At 43.7% G+C, this 15,879-nt stretch carries 10 protein-coding genes; 1 reads left to right on the top strand and 9 read right to left on the bottom strand.

The window, feature by feature from the left end; translation table 11 throughout:
- Window positions 1-53 precede the first annotated feature (53 nt).
- From GVK91_RS08480 to GVK91_RS08510, 7 genes are all read right to left on the bottom strand, one after another.
- Window positions 54-1,196 carry a TlpA disulfide reductase family protein gene (locus GVK91_RS08480; RefSeq protein WP_153846245.1) on the bottom strand — a complete coding sequence of 381 codons (1,143 nt, stop codon included), beginning with the start codon at window positions 1,194-1,196 and terminating at the stop codon, window positions 54-56.
- Between the two features lie 36 nt (window positions 1,197-1,232).
- Window positions 1,233-2,684, bottom strand: coding sequence for a PKD-like family lipoprotein (locus GVK91_RS08485; RefSeq protein WP_153846246.1), 1,452 nt, complete (start codon window positions 2,682-2,684; stop codon window positions 1,233-1,235).
- Window positions 2,685-3,497 carry a DUF4843 domain-containing protein gene (locus GVK91_RS08490; RefSeq protein WP_153846247.1) on the bottom strand — a complete coding sequence of 271 codons (813 nt, stop codon included), beginning with the start codon at window positions 3,495-3,497 and terminating at the stop codon, window positions 2,685-2,687.
- A gap of 12 nt (window positions 3,498-3,509) precedes the next feature.
- Complete coding sequence (locus GVK91_RS08495) at window positions 3,510-5,003, bottom strand: RagB/SusD family nutrient uptake outer membrane protein (protein ID WP_120332417.1); 1,494 nt, start codon at window positions 5,001-5,003, stop codon at window positions 3,510-3,512.
- A 43-nt stretch (window positions 5,004-5,046) separates the two neighbouring features.
- The gene (locus GVK91_RS08500) at window positions 5,047-8,418 is read right to left on the bottom strand and encodes a SusC/RagA family TonB-linked outer membrane protein (RefSeq protein ID WP_159727894.1); all 3,372 of its coding nucleotides are present in this window, start codon (window positions 8,416-8,418) and stop codon (window positions 5,047-5,049) included.
- 112 nt (window positions 8,419-8,530) lie between these two features.
- On the bottom strand, window positions 8,531-9,727 hold the full coding sequence (locus tag GVK91_RS08505; RefSeq protein WP_159727896.1) for a FecR family protein: 1,197 nt from the start codon (window positions 9,725-9,727) through the stop codon (window positions 8,531-8,533).
- Between the two features lie 66 nt (window positions 9,728-9,793).
- Window positions 9,794-10,381 carry an RNA polymerase sigma factor gene (locus GVK91_RS08510; protein ID WP_153846251.1) on the bottom strand — a complete coding sequence of 196 codons (588 nt, stop codon included), beginning with the start codon at window positions 10,379-10,381 and terminating at the stop codon, window positions 9,794-9,796.
- 285 nt (window positions 10,382-10,666) lie between these two features.
- Here GVK91_RS08510 and GVK91_RS08515 point away from each other — a divergent pair, with 285 nt between their 5' ends.
- Window positions 10,667-12,355 carry a trypsin-like peptidase domain-containing protein gene (locus GVK91_RS08515; RefSeq protein ID WP_159727898.1) on the top strand — a complete coding sequence of 563 codons (1,689 nt, stop codon included), beginning with the start codon at window positions 10,667-10,669 and terminating at the stop codon, window positions 12,353-12,355.
- Window positions 12,356-12,375: 20 nt separating this feature from the next.
- Here the strand turns inward: GVK91_RS08515 and GVK91_RS08520 are convergent, their stop codons facing one another.
- Both GVK91_RS08520 and GVK91_RS08525 read right to left on the bottom strand, forming a co-directional pair.
- On the bottom strand, window positions 12,376-14,010 hold the full coding sequence (locus tag GVK91_RS08520; RefSeq protein ID WP_153846253.1) for an alpha-L-fucosidase: 1,635 nt from the start codon (window positions 14,008-14,010) through the stop codon (window positions 12,376-12,378).
- A gap of 250 nt (window positions 14,011-14,260) precedes the next feature.
- Window positions 14,261-15,865 (bottom strand): RagB/SusD family nutrient uptake outer membrane protein, encoded by a 1,605-nt coding sequence (locus tag GVK91_RS08525; RefSeq protein WP_153846254.1) that lies wholly within the window; start codon window positions 15,863-15,865, stop codon window positions 14,261-14,263.
- Window positions 15,866-15,879: the final 14 nt, after the last annotated feature.

Genomic DNA, 15,879 nt, shown 5'->3' on the forward strand with positions numbered 1-15,879 from the left:
TTTCTTATAATTTCCTTCGTTATCTTTAAAAGAGATAACAAAACGCTCGATCATTAATTTCCAAAAATTTTGGCCAACTCCTGGTGTAACAGTTCACCTTTTATATTGATAGCGACAATGTTTCCTTTAGGATCCACTAAATAATTTTGTGGTACAGCACGTACGCCATACAATACCGCAGCCTCATTGCTCCAGCCTTTTAGATCTGCGACATGGATCCATGGCAAACCATCATCTTTGATGGCTTTTAACCAGGCATTTTTTCCTTTGGTATCATCTAGCGACACTGCAAGGACCTCCAATCCTTTACTTTTGTATTTGTTATAGGCCTTTAATAAGTTGGGGTTTTCAGCACGGCAAGGACTACACCAGCTTGCCCAAAAGTCGATAAGCACATACTGGCCTTTAAAATCGGATACTTTGATCATTTTCCCTTCCGTATCCGGCTGGGAAAAATCGGGTGCCTTATTGCCGATTTTTACACTTCTCTCCGCTAGAAAACGCGCTTCCAACTGTCGCGCATTGGTCATTTGACGCACTTCTTTGGACAGCTTCAAAAACAAAGGTTCGATCTCACTGAGCTTTCGTTTGTTGGCCGCATCAATAAGGGCGTCCACCGCAAATATTGAATTGGGATTTTTGGCAGCAAATGCAAGCTCTTTTACCCGGCGAGCTTCAAAACGCGCCTCAAACCTTTCATGAATAGCCTTATACTGCTCGCTGGCATCGGGAGCATCTTGCTTTACGGCCGCAAAGGCCTTATTCCCCGCATCAATGATATCCATGAAACCACCACCAATTTCATTTAAATAAGCGACATAGGCGTTATGCAACGGCGACCCTTTTATGGCAGCAGTACGCAATGAATCCTTGATGGTCATATTGTAAGTTTCATTGCCTAAATAGAAGTATAAACGGTCGCCAATATTCTGTGCGACTAATTTCCCCTTACTGTCTTGATCAAAAACCATCCTGGAGTAAGACGGCTCCTCTACTGTTCCTTTGAAACTAAATCTGCCGTCCACGATAGCCGATGAATCCGATGCCGGAAATCCATCTCTTATATAATCCAGATACACTTTCTTGCCATTGAAAGCTTTTGGTGCACTTCCCTTGATCTGGAAGCTAGCTTGCTGCGCAAAGGATGTCATAGGCAAAAATGCCAGTGCTAAGGCAACTATTTTTAAATTTTTCATATTTTTTTGTTTGGTTCAATTTTTATATTATTCCTTTTAGTTACGCCAGGTCATATCCACAGGATTTCCGGGAAGACCCTCAATTGTTTTGAGCAACTCGCCATTTTTCCCAACACGGATATCCATATAATACAGCGCTCCTTCTGCCCCAGCAATCAGGGTATTCTCATCGTCCTCTAATTTGAGCATGCTTATATCCGATTTGATGGTTGTTTTCAATAGATCGACTTGCTGATTGAGCGGGTTGTAGCGAAATACCTGATTTTTGTAGGCCACATAAATATACCCATTTCGGGTCGCCACCAACTTTGTTTCCGCATTGATCCATTCTTGTTTTATAAAGATCTTCTTATGTATTGCGGTGATCATAAATGGTCCATTAAAATTTGCATTGAACTTCAATTCATAAATATGACCACTCCCGTCCTTCGTATAAGCATAGGTATCCGTATTATTGATCTGCACCATTTTGATCAGATCCATGCCTACCTGTGTTGGATCAAAAATTTCAGTACTGACGGGACTATACTGGGTACCAAAATACATAGGGCTACCGTAAATATTGATTCGGACAAACTGCTTTTTATTTTTTTCGAAAGCGATTACGCTATAATTATTGTCTACTGTTGTCAATACTACTTCTGGTGCTAACGCGTAGTCCCCATCCGCATAAGTTCCAAACATGCCGTAGGTGTTCGATTGATCCCAGGTGTTTGTAGTTCCCCCATAAAATTTGTCATTGATTACCCCCATCATTACCCCTTGAGGATGGGCGAACAAACTTCCCACAGCAATCGTTGACGGTGCCAAAAAAAAGTTATCGTGCAGGGTACCGGGTTTTACCGCCTCCTTAACAAGATTGTTTACATCTAACCGCACGCCGGCCTGTTTTGATATAATCCAGTAACCCAAGGGGGTATTTCCCGTAAACTGGTTTTTTAAGTAATGGATATGCATAGGATCCACCGGTAATGGTTCGCCGTTGATCGCCTCATAAATATTGGGCTGTACAGTATTATCGGGCTTTATAAACGAGAGTTTACTAACCCCGTTTTCGACAGATAACACAAGTGACCCACGCGAAAAAGCTGTCGTTCCCTGGATCTTAAAATTATAGAAATATTTCATCCCATTGCCCGTATTGGTCACCGTAAGGCGCGCCGTATATCTTTTGGCCTGAAGCCCGAAAACGATACGCAGCGCGGGACCTTCGTAGTGGTTAGCTTCGGGGACGAGTGCCTCTGGCACATCGATTCGCCAGTTACATTTCACTGAAGCCGCATCGATGCCGGTAATTTTTGGGGTTATAATAAGGCTGTCCCCCACCGATGCTTCATACAAAGTATCTAACCCTGTGATCTGCGGCCCATCAGGCATATCGATGGCATAATTTCCCTTGTCCTTATAACAGCTTTCGAAAGCCAATAGGGTTAAAGGCACAATAGCAAAAAATAGTATTGCTCTCAATCTGTTTAAATTTCTTTTCATCTATCTGACTTCCTTTCCTGATTCATCTATAAAATAATACTTACCCGAAGCGCTATTTTTCCTTAATAAGATGCTTCGGTTTGGATTGTCCACATGATAGAATTGGTAGGTCTGTCCATTATCGTTGCTGCTCAGCACGTATTTTTTTTCTGGATGATCCTTGACCCATTTAAATGGATCGTTGAGCATCATGAGCAAGAGATTTGCAAAGTAGAGATTTTTGGGTGCATCGAGCCCGACCGTCGAAAGCGAACGTTGTTCGGTGACAATTAGGAAGAGCTGATGTTTTACCCGCGAATAATTATCGAGCCACATGGTCCACCAGGCAGGCTGTTCCAATTGGGCCGAAATAATAATTCGCGCCCGTATCAGTGTTGGGTTTTCAACCCCAAAGTCATCACTAGCCTTAAGTTTTACGAGCAGTGATACAGATTGACTTTCAAGCGCGCTTATATTATGCACAACGATAGGCATAAAGGCCCGACCGGCATTACTTTCCAATGGATATTCTGATTTCAACGGATCATAGTGCAGGTCTGCACGCGCCGTTGATGAATCTTTTTCCACGAAAGCCTCAAAATGCCGAGTGTGCTGGTCACGGTATCCCATTACTTTGACAGGAACAAAAATGGTATCCTGCGCCTTGGTCATATCGTAGGCAAAAGTATATACAATGCTATCCCGATCAGCGTCGCTCAAATCAAAATAAACATTTGCCGACCTGTCGTAGGTCGCTAAAACTGCCTTTTTGCAAGAACACAACATCAGCAGTGGTAGTAGCAATAGCAGAAGTAATAAAGTATCTTTTTTCATTTTGGTTACGATTTACCGTTGTCCATAGATAATTTCATCATCCGGCAACGGCCATACATAAATTTGTTGACTGGCCGGAATTGTAGTGCCTTGCTGTCCGACAATTGGTTCATTGAGCCGTTTATACGCGAAAAACAATTGTCCTTCGGCAAACATTTCTTTCCGATATTCCTTCAGTAGTTCGGTTCGGAGTTTGGCGTTTGTCGAAATATCCACTTTCTGACCAATGCCTCGATGTTCACGGACCTCGTCAAGCCATGCTGCAGCCTGAGCGGGTGCTGTTTCGTAGCTACATTCGGCGGCGATATAGTAGATTTCACTCAAGCGGATCGCCGGAGCTACCAAATAATGAAGATTGGCAGCAAAACTGTCACCCAACGTATTCCGGCGATATTTGTGAATAGATGATATAAAGGAATTTCCAACGCTTACTGTTCCAAACCATTGTGTATAGCGCATGTCACCGCCACCGGCTCCTGCAACCTCGTAGATGGTTTTTGCCTCATCCTGATCCAAATAGATCGCGCTGTTGTTGTCCTGAAACCAGTCATTGTTATAGGTGTTGTTCATAGCCGGGATATACCAGGCAAACAACAGTTCTTTATAGAAAATCCGATCCTTTTTATCCGCATCGACAGCAAGGAAATCAGTGGCATTGGTCCATGGAAATTTTTTGGCATCAATCACTTCACGTGCGTTCAGCAATGCCTTTACTTTGTCTCCGCTGTAGAGATAGGTGCGTGCCAGCAGTCCACACACGGCATAATAGTTAAGCCGGTGCCTTCTATTCTGTAAAAAGAGGCTCTTGTCCTGTAGCTCCGAATTTTTCAACGTGTCACCGACAGTGGGATAACCAACCACATAGGATTTCAGGCGGATGGGGTCAACTTTCAGCAATTCTTTGGCTTCTTCCAGATCTCGGATTACTGAATCCAATAGTTGGGACACTGTGGACAATTTGGTAGACTTATTGGAATAGGTCGTTACATATGGAATGGCTTCGATTTTGTTATTTACAACCGGAGCCGGACCAAATAGGCGCAAGGCATCAAAATGCAGATATGCTCTCAAAGCCAGCGACTCACCTTTGATCAATTGATAATTGCTTCCCGTAAACAATTGTTTTTTACGGTCGATTTCCTCCAGTATCAGATTGGTATTAACAATACCATTGTATAGACCTTTCCAGATATTGTCCTTTCGACCAATAAAATTACCGTCATTAAATTTAAACAACTTTGTCTGCTGATAACGCAACGGATCATTGCTTGATAATGCATAGTTCTGGACCAATACCTCCGGTGTTCCAATGGTTAGCTCCTTACCATAGAGATCGTCTTTTGCACAACGCGTATATACCCCAATCAGGGCTTCCTTGAAACCATCTTCGGTGGAGAAGAGAACTGATTTGTCAATTTCGCTTTCTGGTTGTATATCGAGCCACTTGGAGCAAGAAAGCGTACTCAGGGCTGTGAACAGTATTAAAACTATAGTTAAATTCTTCATCTGTACATATTTTTTCCATCCTTCGGATGGGATTTACCATCTTTTATAATCCTGCCTGTAGGGTAAAAGTCACACTTCGGGCAAATGGATACGTAATTCCACGTTCCACTTTCACCGAAGACCAACGAAAGATATCATTTGCAACAAGGCCGACACGCAGGCTTGACAGCGCCAATTTTTTCGACAGCGCTTTCCCTGCATCATAAGAAAGATTAAGAGACTGTAGGGCAAATAAGTTGTCCGGCATAATAAAACGCGAGGACACTCTTGTCTGTCCCAAATCCTGAATACTTTTGTAAAAGGTAACATCGCCAGGATTTTTCCATTTTTCCTCCAGAACCCTGCTATCCACATTGTAGCGTGGATCGGCATTTTCGACACGGTCTACCAAGGTTTGGTTATAGGTTTTACCTCCTATCCGCGTTTGGAAATAAGCGACCATCATAAATTGCTTATAGCGAAGTGTCCCTCCGAAAAATCCTTCCATTGTTGGTGTAGCTACCCCAACGACATCAATATCCCTTGCATCCCAGTCATACGACAACGTCCCGTCTTTTTTAATAAAAACTTCCTTTCCATTCTCGGGATCGATACCCAAAGAAGGAACGGCATAGATAGCGTCGAGGGATTGCCCTTCTTTATAACGAAGCAAAGGAACAGCCATTAAATCAGTTCCCTGCTGAGCTTCGTCGACACGTTCGTTGTAGCTCTTCAATGCGTTTGAAATACGGACGATTTTATTTCTGTTCCGCACCAAATTCGCCAATAGACTCAGAGTCCATTTTTCGTTTTTAAGGGCAATCCAATTGGCATTGAGCTCAAATCCTTTATTTTCAAGGTCCCCCAGGTTTTCTTTATAAGAGCTAAATCCGGTAGAAGGTGCCAGGTTAATATCAGCCAAGATATCACGGGCTATCTTATGGTAGTAGCGTGGCGAAAGGGTCAGACGATCGTGCCAAAGGCCTAGATCAAGACCAACATCGGTACTTTGGGTCTTTTGCCAGGTCAGGTTTTCATTGCCATAGTTACGCACGATACTTCCCAGCCCCGATGAGTACCAATTGCTTTTATCGTAACTATAGGTTGTCCGCGACATGTAAGGATCGAACTGCACAGATCCCGTCAGCCCCAGTGTTGCACGCAGCCGCAGCTGGCTGACAACATCGTTGGCGAACCATTTCTCCTTGTGCATATTCCAGCCGATACCAGTCGACCAAAATGGTGCGGTGCGCTTATTTGCCCCAAATTTTGAGGAGCCATCAATTCGGACCGTTGCATCCATCAGATAGCGATTATCATAGGAATAGTTAGCACTTAAAAAAGCTCCAAACAACCTGGAGGCACCCAAACTGCTCGACGGGCTCGCATTCTCAGCATATCCCTTGGCAAATCCTACACTTGTAAACCGATCATTCGGAAATCCGATCGCTTGAAATGAACGCTCGTCATAGCTTTCTGTCCGTATATTGGTTCCCCCCACCACATTGAAGCTATGTCTATCAATCGTACGCATCCAATTGAGACGTATGTTTGCATCCCAGTACAATTCATTGTTTGTATAACTGGTATAACTACCCTTTTCGTCTGTTTGTGCCGTAGGATAGAAATAAAAGTCATTAGCTAAGGGCGAGCGGAAATTATCATCGGTATTCAAACGTTTCAACAAACTTACCTGTCCCCGGAGACGCAGCCCATTACTCAGGTCAAAATCCCCCGAAAAATTGTTCAGCAGTTCGGTATAGCCCAATTTATTGAAGCTATTCAATGTCGCATTATAGAGTGGATTCAAGACGTATTCCCGTTGTGCACTACCTGAGTTTGCAACCCTTGTCCATACATCCGCCTCCTGTATAATATTGCCCTGATCATCTGTCATGCGGTAGTAAGGATTCATTCTTACATAATCCGCAAAATTTCCATAGGGCGATTCACGCCCGTCTACCACGGTTACGGCAAGCTCATTCTGAAATCTAAATTTATCCTTTAGGTTATAACTAAAGTTTAGCCCACCCGAATATTGATTTCTTCCCGATCCCTTCATCACACCGGGTCTGGTCTGATAACGCATGTCTACGCCATAGCGGAAACTTTCCGACCCACCTTCTAGATAGAGACCATGCTTTTGTCCGACCGCGGTCCGTACTGGCTGTGACAGCCAATAGGTGTCAACACCGCCAAGCACATTTGCTAGTTTCTGATAATACAGCTCATCCAATGCATCCTGTGGTTGGCGCTGAATTGTTGCATCATACAACCCAGCCAGTTTTTCATAGGCCAATTTATCAGCAGCATGCAATACATCGTATCCTGTCAAATCCGGCATATTTATATTGCTCTCATGCGTATAAGTCAATTGCAATTTCCCGTCCCTGGGCATCTTAGTCGTTATTACCATCACACCATTGGCCGCTCTCGAGCCATATATGGCTGTAGCAGCAGCGTCTTTCAAGATCGTGACACTTTCAATACGGGTCATATCCAGATCGAGAACCTTCTGTACACTCACTTCGAAACCGTTTAATATAAAAGCCGGCATATTGATAGTTGTAGTGATATTATCCCTCCGCAGCACTTCGTTCCCGCCAGTAGGCAAAGATGAAGATCCGCGCACATTGATATTCGGCAAGGCATTGGGATTGGATCCAGCAAGATTATTGTCGAGCAATTTAAACGATGGATCGAATACCTGCATGGCTTGGAGGACGTTTTGCGGATTTACCTGTCGCAGCTCGTCGCCACTTTTCGTAATCGCCGTTCCTGTGTAGGAATCTTTTTTTAGCACTTGGTACCCCGTTACAACGACCTGCTCAAGAGCATTCGCTTCTTCCTCCATCACTACACTGTACTCATCCTTGTTTTCGGCCAAAGCGAGCGTGAAGTTTTTATAGCCAACCCTACTGAATGTAAGCGGTTGCATAGTACCGACAAAAGAAAAATGCCCATCTTTATCGACCACTGCGATGGTATTGCCCACCTGTGAAATATTCACGTCGGAAAGCGGCTTTTGGTCTTTCCCAAGGACTTGTCCACGAATCTGCTTCTGGGATGGTTTTTCTACCTGGGGGAGGCTTTTGGGCTCGGATTTCCGTGAACTGGCTTTCCTTTCGAGAAAAATTGTCTTTGATTCAATCGTGTAGCCGATTTCCTGCTGACTTAAAATTTTATCAAGAAATAATTTAAGGGGCATTTTGTCCGCTTTAATTGAAATTGACTTTGCCGATTCCAATATCTTTTTGGCTCCGAGCACCTCATAGTTCGTCTGAAGTTTGACCGCCTGCAGCACATCCATCAGTGGAACATTGTGCCCGGCATAGGTAACGGTTTGCGCATTTACCTTATGGCCCAGCTGGAGTAAGACAGCAAAAACGAGCCATAAAAGGGGTTTGGTCGCTTGTGAAAAACAACTTAATTTCATTAATTCTAGTTAGTTTAGTTAGGTTAGATTGCAGGATCCACTGATTAGATGAAAGGATCCACTGTCCAATTTGTTAATTCATATCGTTTGGTGAAGTATAATTTTTCGTTCTTTATTGCCCTCCTTTCTGTGCTTTAGGATCATTTTTTTCAATAATGAGTTTCCCATTTTCCGTCAAATGGTACGACAGATCCTGGTCTTTTAATATTTTAAGGATAGTTGATAACTTGCTCGTTCTGAATGTTCCACCGAAAAAGGAAACATCAGGCACATCGCCCTTATACACGACATCTATGGCATACCATTGGGACAGTTCATCCATCACTTGTCGAAGTGATTTTCCGTCAAAATTAAATTTGCCATATACCCAAGCCATTTCTTGTTGTACGTTTACCGGATGTTTGGTCAACTCTGTACCTGTGTTGACAGACTGATCGCCGGGCAATAAGGTTACTTTTTGACTTCCAAGCAGCGTCGTTACCATTACTTTACCTTCTAACAAAGTGGTCTTTGTAGGTACCGATGTCTGATAGGCATTGATATTGAAGTGCGTTCCAAGTACTTGTACTTGCTGGTTTTTGGTATGAACTATAAAAGGCTGATCCTTCTTTTTTGCAACTTCAAAATAAGCCTCTCCACGGAGCGTTACCTCGCGTTTATCTTTAGCGAATACTGTCGGATAAGAAAGTGTCGTCCCGGCATTTAGTTTAACCAGGGTTCCATCGGGCAGAGTGACTTCGTAGATACCACCCCGTGGGGTTTCGATTCTGGCAGACACCGCAGCATTGATCGGTGCAACTTCATGTCCGTCTTCATAGCGTATGCCGCCGCCATCGATAACAACTTGTTTTTCGCCTTTATTCAAAGCATATTGCCTACCGTCCGAGAGTGTGATAACAGCCTGATGGGAAGCTGGAAGCCGATCATTTACAACCTCCCGCTGCGTTTCAACCAGCCGGTTGCTATCCTTATTCCAATACCAAACCACAGAAAGAGCCAGCAGCACACTGGCGGCAGCAACGTAAGGCAATAGACGTTTCAGGAGCCCAGGTCCTTTCTTTGAAGTATGGAAGGAAATTTTAGCTTTTAATGACTCAAAATTACGTCGCGTTTCAAAATCCTGTAGACGCGTATAAGCATCACGCTGCAGCTTCTCATCAAGACAACGTTGATAGATCTGTTTGTTCCTTTCGGATTCCTGTAGCCAACTCTCCAAAAAAAATCGATCTTCGCCTGTTAGCGTTCCCTGCATTTTTTGGAGAATGAGTGCACTGATACGGATGAGTTTTTCTTCTTCTTTAGGATCCATTTTGAGCTATTTCATCTATAGATACCACACCGATTGAAAAAAGTACCAAAAACAATTAAAAAAAAATTAAATTTTCCCAAAAAGAACGATTAATGACAATAGGTAATTAAAGGAATCTCGTCTCAAATGCTGCCGCAGCAGACCCAGGGCACGTAATTTTTGGTTTTTTACCGTCTGAATATTAATCTGCAGTAGATCAGCAATCTCCTGATTACTGTTGCCTTCGAGGTAGCTCAGCTGTATTATTTCCCGTGCTTTGGGTGGAAGTTTTTGAATGGCATCGTAGAGTTCGGCCATTGTTTCGGCATAGACAAGCTCATGCAAATGGGATTTTTGATCCTGTTCCTGCTGCTCCACATAGCTATCGACCCGATTTATCCTTCGCTGCCGGGCAGTCTGCTTATTGAGTCCTACATGGCGGGTGGCCTGATAGAGTGCCGCTTTCAGATGGGATAAACTTTCAAAACTTCGTTTGCTCTGCCATAACCGTATAAATCCCTCCTCGGCAATGTCTTCAGCTTCTTTGCTTTCCTCTACAAAGCTCGATGCATATAAACAAATACGACTGAAATAACGGTTATATACATAAGCGCAAGCGCGCTCCTCCCCATTTAGGAAATCTTCAAGCAGCTCTTTCTCGCTCGTATACTTCATGGGTAGATTCGTTTAGCTAGCGGTTAATCTTTTCGTGGATAAAGATAACTAAAAAGAATGGATACTTCCTATGATTGGCCTATCCCTAAATTCTTCCTACTATTTTTTCAAAATTTCCACTCGTAAACCATAAATTTTTCGGCAAAGCGCATTAAAAACTAAGTAAAATCAATAATATATCCAGAACTAACCACTTACCCTTGTTTGTTTATTAACAATTCCACTAACTTTGAACCGTGGTCTTCTAAAACCAAACCTAATCCGATAAATCAACCTATTCGCAATATGATACCTCGTTCCAAAAAATTCGCTATAAGCACATTTCTCCAATATCTTATTAAGACAATATTATACTTAATTACCTGCTCCACCTACTGCTTTGCGCAGACGGGGCGGTCAGCAGTTCATGAGATACCGAGATCTGTCATTGAACGTGTTCAGACGGCTTCCATAAAGATGTTTGGCATTGACAGTTTGAGCGGACAGCAAAACAGTGCTCCCTTTAGTGGGGTAATTGTCCATTCGGACGGAACAATTCTTACTGTGGCACATGCTACAAGGCCCGGCAATTTCTATCGCGTTATTTTCTCCGACGGAACGCAAGGGATTGCCAAAGCGCTCGGAAGGCTAGTCGTTGATCAACAAAGTAACTTGCCCGATATTGCCATGATGAAAATGCTAGGCCAGGGCCCCTGGCCTTATGCTGAAATGGGCTGGTCGTCATCCATCACTGAAAACCAGCTTTGCTTTGGGCTATCGTATCCCGAAACACTACCTTTCAACATTCCTTTTCTACGGACGGGACGCATTCTAAAGAAATTGGACAACTTTGGGTTTATTCAAAGCAGCAGCATAATGGAACCCGGTGATTCCGGAGGTCCATTATTTGATGCCCTGGGCCGTGTAATCGGTCTTCACAGCCGTATAGATGGTGCTGAAGGCATCAATTTTGAGGTTCCTATAAACAGTTACCGGAGTTATTGGCAGTCGCTGACCAATCCAGTTGTTATCAGCAGTTATCCTGTATCAACCGATTCAATCGGTAAAGATCCTCAGCAAAAAAAACTATTTAAATTGGGGATCAAAAAACCTGCGAAACATCCGAAAACAAATTTTCAGCCCATCCAGATTAGCAGTACATTAGATGGCGACAGCATACTGCTATTAGGTACAGCATTTAATTTGGGAAACAATAAACAGGTCATCTTATCCAAAAGTAGTCTTATTGGCGAAGCACCAATCGTCAAAATAGGTAACAGGATTCATGTATTAAGAATTCTGCTCAGAGACGAAAAAAGCGACTTGGCAGCGCTCGTCAGTGATCATCAATTTCCGTCAGTCGATGTATCGAAGGTAGCCCGGCAAAGTATTTCTGATTCTTTTGTTGGTTTAAACCTGTGGTCGCTTCTTGGAGACGATCAGCGTAAATTCGGTGTACTGGGCATGTCATCCCAAACCTTCCCACGTTTACCTGTTCCCGGAACTTTCGATGCACAAATGCAGGAAATAGAAGGCCTTCCGACCTTAACAAAAGTAGATAGCATGGGTGCCGCAGCCCGGGCTGGACTTCGTGTCGGCGACCGTATGCTTACACTAAATAATCGCGATGTGTCAAGCGCCATCAAAATAAATGCGGTGATGCAGCAATTTTCTGCCGGCGATACGCTGCAGGTTCAATACCGACGTGGAGCTGCAGATCTATACACAAATGTAATTCTTTCTAATTGGCCCGTCAGGGAAAATCCACACCCTGCAAACAATATTCCAAAAGGAAAGTCAGTTCGCAGGGATAATTTTTTGCGTGTATTTCTTCATGACTCACGCATTCATGCCGACGAATGTGGAAGTCCGGTAGTCGATAGCAAAGGTAACTTTATCGGGCTCAATATAGCCCGATTTAGTCATACAGCTTGCCTGGCGATCCCAAGAGATACCATCCTAGCCTTTTTATCCACAGTCGAACACATGCTCTAGCACAAGAAAAGATAAAGTCATTAGGAAATTTTTAGTACCGTTGCGATACTGTTTTGAACAAAACTATCGGGTATGGAGACCACTAGATCATTATCGAGTTGTTGAAACGCTATACGATCGTTAGTTCCGAGTAACTGTACCTGACCAACTTTTCTCGAATTGGGGGCTAAACGACCCAATGACTTTATTCGGAGCTGCTTTTTGGTCAACGTTCCCATTATAAAAGCGTACATGACATTTCCTTTTGTCGTGAAACGCACATCATCGCCGGTAAAAGCTTTTCCCTTCCCTTCATTAAAGCCCTGCACATGCAGTGAAGGAGCTTCCTCCTGTGCAGGCCCCTCACCAAAAATATGCCATGGTCTTGTTCCTATGATTGCTTCACTGTGAACTGCCATCCAGCCTCCTATTCCCGTTACGACCTCCTTTGCACGGTCGTCGATGGAACCGTCACCGCGTAATGGTACACTTAACAATAAGTTGCCGTTTTTACTGACGACATCAATCAGCATATGAATTACGGTTTTAGCCGATTTATAGTGATTATTCTCATAAATCCGGCGATCATAGTGCCAAGAACCGATACAGGTACAGGTCTGCCAGGGCTGCGGTTCAATGGTGTTGCTCTGTCCACGTTCAATATCCCATACCAGGCATTTTCGTTGTTGTTCATTCAGGATTTTTCCATTGATTACCACATCAACCTTGCCTTTATTTGCCTGCACGCTTTTATTATAAAAATCGGCTGCGATCTCCAGGCCAACATTGCTTATTGGATAAAGTGGCAGCACCGTATCGTCAAAATAAACGATATCGGGTTTGTAATTGTTGATCAATTCCAGGGTCCGGGCCTTAAAGTTTTCGCAATAGGCCTTTGTTGGCACACTTACCCCTGAATTTACATCCCAATGCCATTGCCGATGAACGGTGTTATCATCCTTACTATCCAAACTAAGCGCATGATCCTGTGCATAAAGCTCCTGCGGATCGTATGCTGCCCACCATTTTCCTGCGCCATCCTTTTTCGTTAGTTTCCCATCATAGGGTATACCGGCAAACTTACCTTCTTTATCACTCCGTTGTGCCGTTTCATACCAGGTCCAGGCATGTGCCGCGTGTACGCTGACACCAAATTTCAGCCCTCTTTTTTTTGCAGCGCTTTCCCAACCCTTTATAATATCTTTCCTGGGGCCAACATTTACACTATTCCATTTATGGTGGCTGCTGCGATAAAGGTCCAGATTATCATGATGATTGGCCAAAGCCATAAAATACTGGGCTCCGGCATTTTGATACAGTTCCATTAACTCTTCCGGATTCCAATTTTCGGCTTTCCACTGATGGATAACATCTTTAAAACCAAACACCGAAGGGTGTCCATATTTTTCGACGTGATAATTATACTGATCGGATCCCTCCTGATACATACCCCGCGCATACCAATCGCCGCGCTCGGGCTGACACTGCGGGCCCCAGTGCGCCCAGACACCAAATTTGGCATCCCTGAACCAATCAGGTACCTGATAATTTTCAAGTGAGCGCCAGTCGGGATGAAAAGGTACTCTTCCCAAATAGGTGTGTGCAGCGCTAAATTTGCCAAGGAAAAGCGTCGGAATAGTTGCACCGAGAAATTTAATTGCTGTTCTTCTGTCCATTATACAATGATCTTCGATCAGAATGCCTCGACACAAATTGCACGACAAAGGCATCCGGTTTATAATTTGTTATCTACTTGAATACCAAAAATACCTGTATTGGATCAGGAAAGAAACTACATAATCGATCAATACTAGTACAATATCGACACAGGATTCTTTTTGTTCAATGGAACAAAAAAAGGTGCCCTAAAAAGGACACCCCACCTAAAACTAACTATGAATAAATAAAAACATCTATTTTCCCAGATCAATTGTTCATGTCGTTCCCTTTCAAATTTTTGTTATTGTCCAGTTCGGCCTGTGGGAAGGGATAATACATGGCTTTTGCCGACCAGCCCGCTTTCTTTAAAGGCTCAAGCCAGGTAGGGTCAGCCATGCCCCAGCGCAAAAGGTCAAAATACCGCTGATATTCTCCCAAAAATTCGACAAATCGTTCATGCACGATAATACTTTTTATAGTATTCAACGCAACACCGTTTTTCACCAAACCTTTTGCAATCAGTCCATCTACGTCGGGAATTGTCCCGTTGGATTTTTGATACCAGAGATGCGGTTGCTCATCGGGGACGATATTATTGGCTCGTTTACGCACAAGATTGATGTATTGCTTTGCTCCAGCGATATCGCCACGTTCGTTAAGGCACTCCGCATAAAGAAGCAGAACATCACTATATCGGAAAATCCGGTCGTTGTTGCCGTTATCAAAATCCGCTATCTGAACATCGGGGCAGTATTTTCTCGTACCATAGAGATCCTTATTGGTCGCCAGATTTTTCATCCAGTCAGTATATGTGCTCACCTTACCGTCCAGCTGAGTAAATTTTGCACCATTCTCGCACCACAGCGTCATAAACTTTCTAGGATCTCCATCTTCAAATTCATCGTGGGCCATTTTATTGGGGGCCAAGTTCCACCAGGCACCACCCGTTCCGTCAAACATTCCGATTTCCTGCCACCGCCATGAACTCGATATATCGTCCCCTAGCCAACCTGGGCCATTGTAAAGTTGCACCTCGAAAACCGATTCTTGATTATTCTCTTTCTTTTCCAAAAAATTATCGCTGTATGCGGACATCAACTGATATTCCTTGCTATCAATAACGCTTTTCAATTGAATCTCGGCATTTGCAAAATCCGCTGGCTGTCCTTTTGCCAAAATCGGTTTGTACAGGTAGGTTTTAGCCAAGTAAGCCTGTGCTGCACCTTTGGTTGCCCGACCGATCATTTTACTGTCGGCATAGAGTGCTGTCCGCGTTGGCAACAATTCCGATGCCCTCTTAAAGTCATCCACGATTAGGGCATATACGGCCCCCGCCTGTGCATTGCCGGGATAGTAATCTTCGTTGGTCTCGACAGGTTTATTGATCAGCGGAATGGTTTCGCCAAACAACATGCTCAGGTGCAAATAGTTCAGTGCTCTCAAAAAATACGCTTCCCCCAAGAGTCTATTCTTTCTATTTTGATCTATTTCGCCTTCAAATTTCTGAATCCGATCGATGGCTAAATTAGCCGCAAACACCCCGTTCCAAAAATCTCTCCAGGTCTGGGCTGCCATCCCATCGCTCGCAGGGGTATTGTAGGTATCCTGATACATGGGTTCCCATTTGAAGGTATGATTATAATCATCCCCAGGAGCCAAGAGCTCGAAATACAAACTGCGCGCATATCCACCCTGTGTGCGGCCGATTAACGCTTGGTAGGCCGGTATGACCGAATTTTCCAATTGATCTGCTGTTTTATAATAGGTGTCTGTCGACAATTCCTGCGGGTTGGAGAGATCCAGATTCGGTTTGCAGCTTGAAAACTGTATCAGCAATGCAGCAGCTGCGAGTTTTATATATTTTCTATTCATGATGTCAATAAGGG

Source organism: Sphingobacterium sp. 18053 (genome assembly GCF_902706145.1).
In the GTDB taxonomy this organism is placed as follows: domain Bacteria; phylum Bacteroidota; class Bacteroidia; order Sphingobacteriales; family Sphingobacteriaceae; genus Sphingobacterium; species Sphingobacterium paramultivorum.